The following is an 11440-nucleotide window of genomic DNA, read 5'->3' as shown; positions in this document are numbered from 1 at the left end:
CCCAACCTCAACCTTCTCATTTCCTGTATTCGCAATAATTACTTATTCAGGCCGTATTTCTTGTTGAACTTATCGATACGTCCACGAGCCTGTGTAGCCTTCTGCTGTCCTGTGTAGAACGGATGGCATTTGGAACAGATCTCAACATGGATGTCCTCTTTAGTAGAACCTGTTACGAAAGTGTTTCCGCAGTTGCAGGTTACAGTTGCCTGATAGTAGTTCGGATGGATTCCTTCTCTCATGATTTTCACCTCTCTATATATTTAATATTATTCGTATTCAATTGACGAATTCCATTTTAAACAGCTTGCTAAGTATAACATAGCTTTCCGTAAAATGCAAGGACTTTATAAAAATTTCTGTTTCTTTACAGTCTGTACCAGTTCTGCATTGTTCCTGGTTCTGGCAAAGGTATTCAGGATCTGTTCTACTGCCTCATCCGCTTTCATTCCGTTAAGAGCTTTTCGCATAATATAAACCGCTTCCTGTTCATCCTTGCTGAGAAGCAGATCCTCTCTTCTGGTTCCGGATTTCTGGATATCAATGGCCGGGAATACCCGTTTCTCCTGTAATTTACGATCCAGGACAAGCTCCATATTACCGGTTCCCTTGAACTCCTCATAAATAACATCGTCCATCTTGCTTCCGGTATCCACAAGTGCAGTTGCCAGAATCGTCAGGCTTCCGCCCTCGCGCATATTACGGGCTGCGCCAAAAAATCTTTTGGGCATATGGAGAGCCGCCGGGTCAAGACCACCGGATAAGGTTCTTCCGCTTGGCGGGATGATCAGATTATAGGCTCTGGCAAGTCGTGTGATCGAATCCAGAAGAATGATCACATCCTGTTTATGCTCTACAAGACGGCGCGCACGCTCCACAACCATCTCGGAAACTCTCTTATGATGTTCCGGAAGTTCATCAAATGTAGAATAGATCACTTCCACATTCGGTCCCTGGATCGCCTCTCTGATATCGGTAACCTCCTCAGGACGCTCATCGATCAGAAGAATGATCAGATGCATATCTCTGTTATTCCTGAGGATAGACTTGGCAACATCTTTCAGAAGGGTTGTCTTACCTGCCTTTGGCGGAGATACGATCATTCCTCGCTGACCCTTTCCGATAGGACTGATCAGATCCACGATACGCATGGCCGTTGTACCGCCTGCACGCTCCATGACAAGTCTCTCATTCGGAAAGATCGGTGTCATATCTTCAAAATTATACCGTCTCTGTCCCTCACTCGGATGAAAACCGTTAATGGAAGATACGTAGAGAAGGGCACTGAACTTCTCTCCCTGGGTCTTGATACGGATATTTCCCTGGATGATATCACCTGTCTTTAAATTAAAGCGGCGGATCTGGGAAGGAGAAACATAAATGTCGTTCTCACCCGGCATATAATTCTCACATCGGATAAAGCCATATCCATCCGGAAGGACCTCTAGGATCCCGTTAGCCTTTTCACCACTGTCCAGCTGGGTGGATTCTGACGGGACATTCCCGTTCTCCCTTGTAGCTTCCCGGTTATATTCACGGTTGTACTCTCTGCGGATATTTGTGCTTCTGTGTTCCTGCTCATTCTTATCACTACGATATTCCTTCCGCTGCTCCTGAAGTCCTTCCCCTGCCGGACGGGTACGATATTCTGTTTTTTCCGAATCATAGCTTTTTTCTTTTACAGTATTTTCTGCCGGTGTACTTTTGTGTACTTCTTCGGGATTTCCTCTGTCGGACTCTTTGGCGTCCTCCTCCAGCATCCGCTCGATCAGTGCCGGTTTTCTCAGAGTAGAAATTCCCTTCATCCCTCTCGCCTTTGCCAGATCCTTCAACACCGCCAGAGATAATGATTCATACTTTTCTCTCATATTAAATCCTCTATTCTTAAATCTGATAAATTATATATTTGTTGTTTATGGAATCAGATACAACCTGACATGGCTGCACTTTTTTTGAATGAAAGCGTGTTTTCAGCTTATGTTTCATTATACACACCTTATAGAGTCTATTGCAAGAAATATTTATCGACATTTTTTTTATACTTTTCTCACAAAAAAGAAAAAATCTGCCCGGGAGATCTCTTCCCGGACAGATCCAACGTTCCTGTATGCTTCTTTTTTAGCTCCAGAACGGTCCGTATATATCCATGACCCTCTGGATACGTTCATCAGTAATTTTATTCAGAGCCGCTACGATCGCTGCATACGTTTTTGGTCTCTGTCTCTTAAGTGTTGACGGACTTGTTACATACTCAAGCACTGATTCTGCAAAATATTCTGAACTGTTCTGCGTTGCATAGCTTCTGTTGATACCTGTAAATTTGGATTTTTCGCTGTTATAAACTGCGGCAAAATCACTTGTTCTGTCTACGTTTCCCGCAACAAAAGCAAGGAAATGTCCCAGTTCATGGTAGATTGTCTCATTCTCAAAACGAAGGATGATGCTTCTTGAATGTGCGTTAAAGCAGCCTCCGTAGTTAACAGACGGATCGATCGTTACAGTAAATCCAAGCTTCTTGTAGGCTTTGAGCACCCTGCTGTCCATCTTCGGTGCAATGGAAGCAATATTGCTTACTGAATATTTGCTGTCCATGTTGATGCTTTCTACTTTTTTTGTGGAAGCTGCATTCGCTTTGCCGGCAGTAGCTGAAGCCGCCATGACTGTTGTGGTCGTCTGAATGGTTGTAGTTACTTTCCGTGTCTGAACGGCTGTTTTTGATTTCTTTGTGTATTTCTGTGTTGTTGCAGTCTTAACTGTCTTTAATGTTTTTACGGTTGTATTTCTGTTTGTTTTCTTTGTGGTCGTACTCTTCTTATTGGTAGTCGGAAGCTTCTTGGTATAAGTCTTGGTCGCCGCTTTTTTCAGCTTAACTTTTTTTCTGGTTGTCTTGGTATTTGAAGTCGTTTTGGTAGTCACCTTCGGTTTTGAAGCAAGTGGAGTGTCATCCTCTGTGATGGTAGTTTCCATTACCGGATCTGTAAAATCCGGAAACTCCGGAACCTGTGACGACTGCCAGACATTAAAGCCACCTGCCAGTACAATAACAGCTGCGAGACATCCTGCCAAAGCTTTTTTCCTGCCCGTAAAAATTTTACGAATATCTGTTCTTTTCATATCATTCACACCTTTCTGAAAGCCGACGTTTCAGTTTCCACCCCAAACCGGATTTTAGGCATCAAAAAAACCGCTTATTCTAACAAAATAAACGGCCGCATCAAAACACATATCCTTGTTCATAGATGTTATCTGAATACGTCATTAAATCGGAATTTAATGCGGCAACCGGCTGTCATAGTCATCCTTCGAACCTTAGACCCATGGCTTTGCGTCCCTGTCTTTCAACAGGTTTGCCCTTATATGTATAGTATATGTTTTTTTCCCTGAAATGTCAACATTTTCACCTACATTTTGAGCCTTGCTCCTGTCTTTTTTTCACGGAATCTGCTATACTGTTCAAAAAGAAAGCATGATATAACAGGAGAACGGAAACTATGTCAAAATTTTTACCAGTCCGTCTCTTTTTTGTATGGCTGCTTTTCGGAATCCTGCTGGCAGGCTGTGGAAATTCTCCTTCCTCCGATGAAGAACCTCCGGTATATTCTCCGGCCAGAGTCCTCACCCCGGAGGCCCCCGGCAAAAAAACACTGGGCAGTTCCCCTCTGATCCTGGATATTTCCAATCAGGATCAGGGGTATCTGACTGCAGAATCCGATTCCGATGATTCCCGCATGAACATTCAGCTTACTGCTCCCTCCGGTGTGGTCTATTCCTATTTTCTGGAACCTGATGAACAGACGGTACTTCCCTTTTCCGAAGGCTCCGGTGAGTATCTCATCACCTGCTATCAGCAGGTTGATGGAAACCAGTATGCCGCCCTTTACACGGAAACGCTCACAATAAAGCTTCAGAATGAGTTTCTTCCGTTTCTGTATCCAAACCAGTACGTGGACTTTTCTTCCAAAAGTAAAACCTGCAAACTGGCAGCCTCTCTTGTCAAAGAAGACATGACCGATATCGACATCCTGAAAACCTTCTATACATATGTTACCAGTCATATTTCCTACGATTATGACAAAGCTGATTCTGTCGAAGCCGGTTATCTTCCTGATGTAGATGATACTTTAAGCACCGGCACGGGGATCTGTTTTGATTACGCTGCACTGACTACTGCAATGCTCCGCAGCCAGGACATTCCCTGCAAGCTTCAGATCGGCTATTCCGGTGATGTAAAACATGCATGGATCGATGTTTATATCCGTGGCAGAGGCTGGGTGACAAAGGCAGTATCTTTTGACGGAGACACCTGGAAGCTGATGGATCCCACCTTTGACGCCAACAGTGATGGTGATGAAGCGATCCAGGAATATATCGGTGATGAAAGCAATTATACGGTACAGTTCACGCGCTGACCCACTAAAGGAGACCTTATTATGAAAAACAAACTGACAGCCCGGGAATTATCCAGTTTCTGCGGGCAGATGGGAATGCTTCTGCATTCCGGCATATCCACAGCTGAAGGACTTCACATCCTCTGTGACGAAAGCAAGACCGATGCAGACCGGCAGATCCTCACACCCCTGATCCGTTCCGTGGAAGAAAACGGTTCTCTTTCCCGGGCTCTTGACGAATCCGGGGTCTTTCCCTCATCCATGACCGCTTATGTCCGGACCGGCGAGGAAACCGGCTGCCTGGATGAGATCATGGAAAGTCTCAGTTCCCACTATGAACAGGAGGAAGAAATCTCCGGACAGATACGGTCTGCAGTCACTTACCCGCTGCTCATGCTTGGCATGATGGCTGTTGTGATCCTGGTCCTTCTGATAAAAGTCCTGCCGGTATTTCAACAGGTATTTAACCAGATGGGAATGGAAATGAACGGGGTTTCCCGGGGACTTCTGAATGCAGGCAACGTGATCAGCCGGTATTCCTCTGTTTTTCTGATCCTCGCCGTAGCCCTCATTGGCTGCATCCTGTTTTTCAGTCTTACGGAAAAAGGTCACAGCCAGCTGCGAAAAATGGTCATCCATCTCCCGTTTTTCCGTGAGATCCCGGTTGCCATGGATTACAGTCGTCTGACCCAGGGCCTTTCCCTGGGGCTTCGGAGCGGACTTTCCCCGGAAACCAGCCTGGAGCTTACAAAGGATCTGATCTCACAGCCGGTGATACTCGAAAGACTCCGGAAGGCTTCCTCTATCCTGGATAGCGGAGAAACTTTTTCCAGGGCCCTTACAGAATCCGGTCTGTTCGGCGGCATGGAAGGCCGTCTCATCACGATATCCTTCTATTCCGGTTCCAGTGACGAAACCTTCCGCAGGCTTTCCCGGCAGTACACCGAAAGATCCATAGATCTGATCTCACAGGCAGTCTCCATTGTGGAGCCTACCATCGTGATCCTGCTGTCTCTTCTTGTGGGGCTAGTCCTTTTATCCGTCATGATGCCGCTTCTGGGGATCCTCTCAGATTTTGCAATGTAAGGTGGTGACCGCATGGAACTTTTTGAAAGCCGCAGAACAAAATTTCTCAGAGCATTTTTTCTTCTCTTTCCGGCGCTGCTTCTGGTTTTATCCTGCACCTTGTTTGTGGCAGGTGTCAGCAGCACCTCCGACCAGGCCGTACACAAAGAACAGGATGCTCTGGAACAGGCACTGAAAAACGGTGCCATCCGCACCTATGCCCTCACAGGCACATATCCCGAAAGCCTGTCCCAGCTTCTCTCGGATTATCATATCACTTATGACAAAACCAAATTCGTAGTAGAGTATGTTCCTAACGGTTCCAATCTCCTGCCGTCTATCAGCGTGATCGCTCTGTCCGGCAGTGCGAAAGGAGGGAATGCCTCATGAATCACCGGAAGAACACCGGACATTCCGTTTCTTCTCTTTTTTCGTTTCTTCTTTTTGGTGTTTTTGTTCTGTTCCTTATACTGATGCTGCTATTTTCCGCCCGGATTTACCAGCAGACTGTGAAACAGACTGACTCCGATTCCGAGCTTGGGACCGCAGCAACTTATCTGACTACCAAATTCCGGCAGCACGACCGCGGCGATGAGATCTTTTCCGGTTCCCTGGATGATATTCCTGCCCTTTGTTTCCGGGACGATATCAAAGGAAAAGAATATATCACGTATATTTACCTGAAGAATGACAGTCTGATGGAGCTTTTCACTGCAAAAAGCTCTCAGGCCAGTTCCGATGCAGGAACCGTCATCTCACAGCTTTCCGATTTCCGGTTTTCGGAAATGGAAAATGGTTTTTACCACTTTTCCCTGGAAAGTACCACGGGAGTCCGCTCGGAATTCCTGCTTCATCGCACTGGCAAAAAGGAGGCATCATGAAAGAATCAAGACATAATTCCGGTACCAGCCTTTTTCTGATGGAAATGATCCTTGCCCTTTTGTTTCTGTCACTTTCCTCAGCTGCCTGCATCCAGATCTTCGCGGCAGCACGGAAAAACCGGCTCCAGGCAGAACAGTGGAACCAGATCCAGGCTCTCACAACCTCCGTGGGCGAGATACTGGAAGGCACTGACGGAACCGATGAACAGTTCCTCTCTCTGCTTCCGGGGGGCATCAAAAAGAACACCAACCTGATCTGGTATTATGACCGTAACTGGCAGAGCTGCTCTTCCGGAGAAGCCGCCTGTGAAATGATCCTGGAAACAGATATTTCTTCTTCAGAAAAATCCGGCGAGCTTTCTTTCCGGCAGCTTTCCAACTGCAGTGAGCTTTACCGGATCACCCTGCGTTTTCCTGTTGATGACTACAGAAGGGAGGCTGTACATTGAAACAGAAGCATACGTTTTTTGTAACTGTCGGCATTCCTTCCCTGTTTCTTATCTTCTCTGTGCTGTGTCTCTGTGTACTTGCTCTGCTTACTCTTGGAAGCTCCAGATCCAGTCTTAACACAGCCAGACATTCTATGGAACAGACCGAAAATTATTACACCGGCTGCGCAAGCGCCACGGAAACCGTTTCAGAAATCCGTGATGATCTGGAGCAATACAGGGAAAAAGCTTCCGATGAGACCAGATATTTTTCCATGATACAAAAGCTTGCGGACACAAGGAACGATCTCAGCTGGGATTCCCACAGCCACACCCTTTCCTTCTCCGTTGGAATTTCCGAGACACAACAGCTTTCTGTAGTGCTTGAGATTTTTTACCCGCAGGAAAAAAGCTCTTCCGCTTATCAGATCCTGCAATGGAACACAGAGCTTACCGGATCCTGGCAACCTGACAACCACCAGAATGTATTTAAAGGAGAATAAACCTATGGATACCCCTATTCCTGAATTTTTAGCAGAAGCTGCCAACCGGCGTGTCTCTGATATCTTTATCATCGCAGGCCGCCCCCTGGCAGAAAAGATCGACGGTCATCTTTTGGACCGTGGTGACAGGCTGATGCCTGATCAGACAGAAAATTTACTCCGCACCATTTACGGCCTTGCGGAAAACCGCGATATATCCCGTCTTATGGAAACCGGTGATGATGACTTTTCTTTTTCCATTCCCGGTGTTTCCAGATTTCGTGTCAATGCCTACAAGCAGCGTGGTTCCCTAGCTGCCGTGATCCGCGTGATCGCCTTCCGGCTACCGGATCCTGCAGAGCTTTCCATTCCCGAGGATGTGATGAACATCTCCGACTATACCCGTGGCATGGTCCTTGTTACCGGTTCTGCCGGAAGCGGTAAATCCACCACCATGGCCTGTCTGATCGACCGAATCAACCATACCCGGGAAGGCCATATCATCACTCTGGAGGATCCTCTGGAATATCTCCACCGCCATGATCGCTGTATCGTCAGCCAGCGCGAGATCTGTACCGACACCGAAAGCTATCTGACTTCTCTTCGTGCCACACTACGCCAGAGCCCGGATGTGATCCTTCTTGGAGAGATGCGTGATCATGAAACCATCCAGACTGCCATGACCGCTGCGGAAACCGGTCATCTTGTCCTTTCCAGCCTGCATACTCTGGGAGCAGCCAACACCATCGAACGCATCATGGACGTGTTTGAGCCATCCCAGCAGCATCAGATCGCCCTCCAGCTTTCCATGGTCCTTCAGGCTGTGATCTCCCAGCAACTGATCCCGGATGTGGACGGACGCAACATTCCTGTTTTCGAGATCATGCGCCTGACTCCTGCCATCCGCAATATGATCCGCGACAATAAAGTACACCAGATCGAAGGCGTGATCTCCACATCCGGTCAGGAGCAGATGCGTTCTATGGACCAGAGCCTTCTGGAATTATATAAAAAAGGCCGTATCACCAGGGATACAGCTCTGAAATACGCTTTAAACGCGGACATGCTGAAGCGCAGACTTATGTAAGGATCTTCTCGGTATACCTCTGCCTGATATGTAAAAACACATAAAAAATCCCTTACCGATCTCTGATATGTTTCCGGAATACAGAACACATATCATTTTACAGATCCGGTAAGGGATTTCTTTATTTTCAATCCGATCTCGATCAAAAAGCCATTCCTTCTCTGTGATCGATCAATGCACTACATTTCCTACAATTCCATAAGAAACAATATACATAATGGCACTTGCCATAAAAAGTCCGCACAGGATCGCAATGGAGGATTTTTTGATATCCACCTCAAGAAGAGAGGCGATCAGTGCACCTGTCCAGGCTCCTGTGCCCGGAAGAGGGATTCCCACAAACAGCAAAAGTCCAAGAAATTCATATCTCTTGATCTGGTCACTCTTTCCCATAGCTCTGTTTTCCAGCTTTGTGATCAGACCTCTGAACGTCTTTGTTTTTTTCATCCATTTAAAGATCTGCCGGATAAAAAGCAGGATAAACGGAATCGGAATAATATTTCCCACGATACAGATCGGCAGTGCCTTCGCAGCCGATATCTTCAGCAAAGAAGCTGCCAGAAGGCCGCCTCGAAGCTCCAGTATCGGGATCATAGAAATGATGAACACAGCTCCCTCGGGAGAGATAAACTGTGCAAGGTGGTGTGAAAACCATTGTACCAGTACTTCCATAGTACCTCCTTAATTGTTATTTCTGCAGATATTCCGTCAGGAATTCTACCAGCTTTTTCATCTCCTCATCGGTACCGATGGTGATACGAAGATGATTGTCGATCCTGTCCTTCGGGAAATATCTTACATAGATATGTTTCTCCCTCAGTGCTGCGAAAAGCTCTTTGGCCGGACAGCTCTCATGTGTGGCAAAGATAAAGTTGGATCTGGAATCCTGGAAGGAAAATCCAAGCTTCCTGAGCTCTGCCTTTGTCCACTCTCTTGTTGTAATGATCTTATGGCAGCATTCCTCAAAATATGCCTTATCCTCCATAGATGCCACACCAGCCGCGATGGTAGTACGATCCATGGTATAGGAGTTAAAGGAATATTTCACATCATTGAGATATTTGATCAGCTCCGGATTTCCGAAGGCATATCCGATACGCATTCCTGCCAGGGATCTGGACTTGGAGAAGGTCTGCACAACAAGCAGATTATCATATTTTTCGATCAGCGGCAGTGCGGATGCTGCTCCGAAATCCACGTACGCCTCATCTACGATCACGATACTCTCCGGATTCTTTGCCACGATCTCCTCAATCTCAGAAAGAGGCATTTCCACGCCGGTCGGTGCATTGGGATTAGGGAATACGATTCCGCCGTTTTCACGGAAATAATCTTCCTTACGGATATGGAACTCCTCATCTAATGCCGGGCGCTCATATGGGATCCTTAAAAGATCTGCCCATACATCATAGAAAGAATAAGTGATGTCCGGGAACAGGATCGGTTTCTCTGAATTAAAAAATGTGAGAAAACACATAGCCAGTACGTCATCGGAACCAACGCCTGTAAATACCTGCTCGTCCTTCAGGCCGTAGAACGCGGCAATACTGTGTACCAGGTCTCCTGCTGTCGGATCCGGATAAAGTCTCAGGGTATCGGCATCAAGGGCCTTCAGCGCCTTCTCCACACCCGGAGCCGGTGAATATGGATTCTCGTTTGTATTCAGTTTGATCATGCCTCTCTCATTTGGCTGCTCGCCAGGAGTATACGGCACTACTTTTCGTATATTAGCTTCCCATGGTTTCATGCTGTGCTTAACCTCCTATCATATTCTTTTGCTATTGTACTCACTGCGAGGACATTTGTCAAAGGGTAATACCACCTGCCTGGAAACAAAAAGACACCCGTACCGGGTTACAGAGTACGGGTGTCTGATATATTCTTCTTAATGAAGGGCTGTTTTGGTTCGTATCAGGCGCTTAAGATCAGATACGTGCTACGCCTGTTGCTTTTGCTGCCTCTGCTACTGCTTTTGCGACAGCCGGTCCGACTCTCTTGTCGAATGCCTTCGGAATGATATACTCCGGAGAAAGCTCCTCATCTGTGATCAGATCTGCAAGAGCCTTGGAAGCTGCGATCTTCATCTCATCGTTGATATCACTTGCTCTTACATCAAATGCACCACGGAAGATTCCAGGGAATGCAAGAACGTTGTTGATCTGGTTCGGGAAGTCACTTCTTCCTGTGGAGATAACCTTTGCTCCGCCTGCTTTTGCATCATCCGGGAAGATCTCCGGTGTCGGGTTTGCGCATGCGAAGATGATGGCATCTTTGTTCATGGTCTTAACCATCTCTGTTGTCACTGCTCCAGGAGCGGAAACACCGATAAATACATCCGCGCCAACCAGCATCTCTGCAAGAGATCCCTGTTTCTTCTGAAGGTTTGTGAGCTTGCTCATCTCTTCCTTAACCGGGTTCATTCCTTCTGTACGTCCCTCATAGATGGCACCCTTTCTATCGCAGAGTGTAACATCCTTGAAGCCTGCTTTCAGAAGAAGTCTGCAGATAGAGATAGCAGCTGCACCTGCACCGTTCATAACGATACGAACATCCTCTTTCTTCTTTCCGACAACCTTCAGAGCGTTTGTCAAACCTGCAAGTGTGATAACTGCAGTTCCGTGCTGATCATCGTGGAAGATCGGAATATCACATTTCTCTTTCAGTTTTTTCTCGATCTCAAAGCATCTCGGAGCGGAGATATCCTCAAGGTTAACACCACCGAAGGATCCGGAGATCATGTAAATAGTATTTACGATCTCGTCTACATCATGGCTCTTAATGCAAAGCGGGAATGCGTCTACATCGCCGAATGCCTTGAACAGTACACATTTACCTTCCATTACAGGCATACCGGCTTCCGGTCCGATGTCACCAAGACCAAGAACTGCGGAACCGTCTGTTACAACAAGACACATATTCCATCTTCTTGTAAGCTCGTAGGATTTATTGATATCTTTCTGGATCTCAAGGCAAGGCTGAGCTACACCTGGTGTATATGCAAGAGAAAGGTCGTCTTTATTCTCAACCGGCACTCTTGTAACAACCTCGATCTTACCTTTCCAATCTCCGTGCAGTCTTAATGACTCTTTTGCATAATCCATTTTCTTTT

At 46.6% G+C, this 11440-nt stretch carries 13 protein-coding genes and 1 riboswitch; of the genes, 7 read left to right on the top strand and 6 right to left on the bottom strand.

Annotation, left to right across the window (positions count from 1 at the left end):
- Nucleotides 1-38 precede the first annotated feature (38 nt).
- From rpmE to DW694_RS17185, 3 genes are all read right to left on the bottom strand, one after another.
- Nucleotides 39-242, bottom strand: a complete 204-nt coding sequence (rpmE, locus tag DW694_RS06725; protein WP_015526151.1) for a 50S ribosomal protein L31 — start codon at nt 240-242, stop codon at nt 39-41.
- Between the two features lie 105 nt (nt 243-347).
- Nucleotides 348-1868: a transcription termination factor Rho gene (rho, locus tag DW694_RS06720; RefSeq protein WP_021652109.1), complete on the bottom strand. Its 1521-nt coding sequence runs from the start codon at nt 1866-1868 to the stop codon at nt 348-350.
- A gap of 250 nt (nt 1869-2118) precedes the next feature.
- Nucleotides 2119-3114 carry a hypothetical protein gene (locus DW694_RS17185; protein WP_286186890.1) on the bottom strand — a complete coding sequence of 332 codons (996 nt, stop codon included), beginning with the start codon at nt 3112-3114 and terminating at the stop codon, nt 2119-2121.
- Nucleotides 3115-3274: 160 nt separating this feature from the next.
- Nucleotides 3275-3362, bottom strand: a riboswitch (cyclic di-GMP riboswitch).
- 129 nt (nt 3363-3491) lie between these two features.
- On the opposite strand from DW694_RS17185, the gene DW694_RS06705 reads away from it, so the two are divergent.
- Genes DW694_RS06705 through DW694_RS06675 form a run of 7 tightly spaced genes read left to right on the top strand, consistent with a single transcriptional unit; the run spans nt 3492 to nt 8331 of the window.
- Nucleotides 3492-4409: a transglutaminase-like domain-containing protein gene (locus tag DW694_RS06705; protein WP_021652106.1), complete on the top strand. Its 918-nt coding sequence runs from the start codon at nt 3492-3494 to the stop codon at nt 4407-4409.
- Nucleotides 4410-4430: 21 nt separating this feature from the next.
- Nucleotides 4431-5474: a type II secretion system F family protein gene (locus DW694_RS06700; protein WP_118752738.1), complete on the top strand. Its 1044-nt coding sequence runs from the start codon at nt 4431-4433 to the stop codon at nt 5472-5474.
- 12 nt (nt 5475-5486) lie between these two features.
- Nucleotides 5487-5843: a hypothetical protein gene (locus DW694_RS06695; protein WP_118752737.1), complete on the top strand. Its 357-nt coding sequence runs from the start codon at nt 5487-5489 to the stop codon at nt 5841-5843.
- Complete coding sequence (locus DW694_RS06690) at nt 5840-6334, top strand: DUF4860 domain-containing protein (RefSeq protein ID WP_118608156.1); 495 nt, start codon at nt 5840-5842, stop codon at nt 6332-6334. Before DW694_RS06695 ends, DW694_RS06690 begins: the two co-directional genes overlap by 4 nt.
- Nucleotides 6331-6783 (top strand): hypothetical protein, encoded by a 453-nt coding sequence (locus DW694_RS06685; protein WP_015526159.1) that lies wholly within the window; start codon nt 6331-6333, stop codon nt 6781-6783. The genes DW694_RS06690 and DW694_RS06685 overlap by 4 nt, the downstream gene beginning before the upstream one ends.
- Entirely contained in the window at nt 6780-7265 is a 486-nt protein-coding gene (locus DW694_RS06680) for a hypothetical protein (protein WP_118608157.1), read from the top strand. Before DW694_RS06685 ends, DW694_RS06680 begins: the two co-directional genes overlap by 4 nt.
- A gap of 4 nt (nt 7266-7269) precedes the next feature.
- On the top strand, nt 7270-8331 hold the full coding sequence (locus tag DW694_RS06675) for a PilT/PilU family type 4a pilus ATPase (protein WP_118608158.1): 1062 nt from the start codon (nt 7270-7272) through the stop codon (nt 8329-8331).
- 171 nt (nt 8332-8502) lie between these two features.
- Here the strand turns inward: DW694_RS06675 and DW694_RS06670 are convergent, their stop codons facing one another.
- From DW694_RS06670 to DW694_RS06660, 3 genes are all read right to left on the bottom strand, one after another.
- A complete protein-coding gene (locus tag DW694_RS06670) occupies nt 8503-9003 on the bottom strand; it encodes a small multi-drug export protein (RefSeq protein WP_059086725.1) in 501 nt (166 codons plus the stop codon).
- 16 nt (nt 9004-9019) lie between these two features.
- Nucleotides 9020-10078, bottom strand: coding sequence for a histidinol-phosphate transaminase (gene hisC, locus DW694_RS06665; protein ID WP_118752736.1), 1059 nt, complete (start codon nt 10076-10078; stop codon nt 9020-9022).
- 178 nt (nt 10079-10256) lie between these two features.
- Nucleotides 10257-11432 carry a malic enzyme-like NAD(P)-binding protein gene (locus DW694_RS06660; RefSeq protein WP_015526165.1) on the bottom strand — a complete coding sequence of 392 codons (1176 nt, stop codon included), beginning with the start codon at nt 11430-11432 and terminating at the stop codon, nt 10257-10259.
- Nucleotides 11433-11440 lie beyond the last annotated feature (8 nt).

The organism is Ruminococcus sp. AM26-12LB, assembly GCF_003480785.1.
Lineage (GTDB): Bacteria > Bacillota > Clostridia > Lachnospirales > Lachnospiraceae > Blautia_A > Blautia_A fusiformis.
This window is presented reverse-complemented; position numbering and strand designations above follow the sequence as displayed.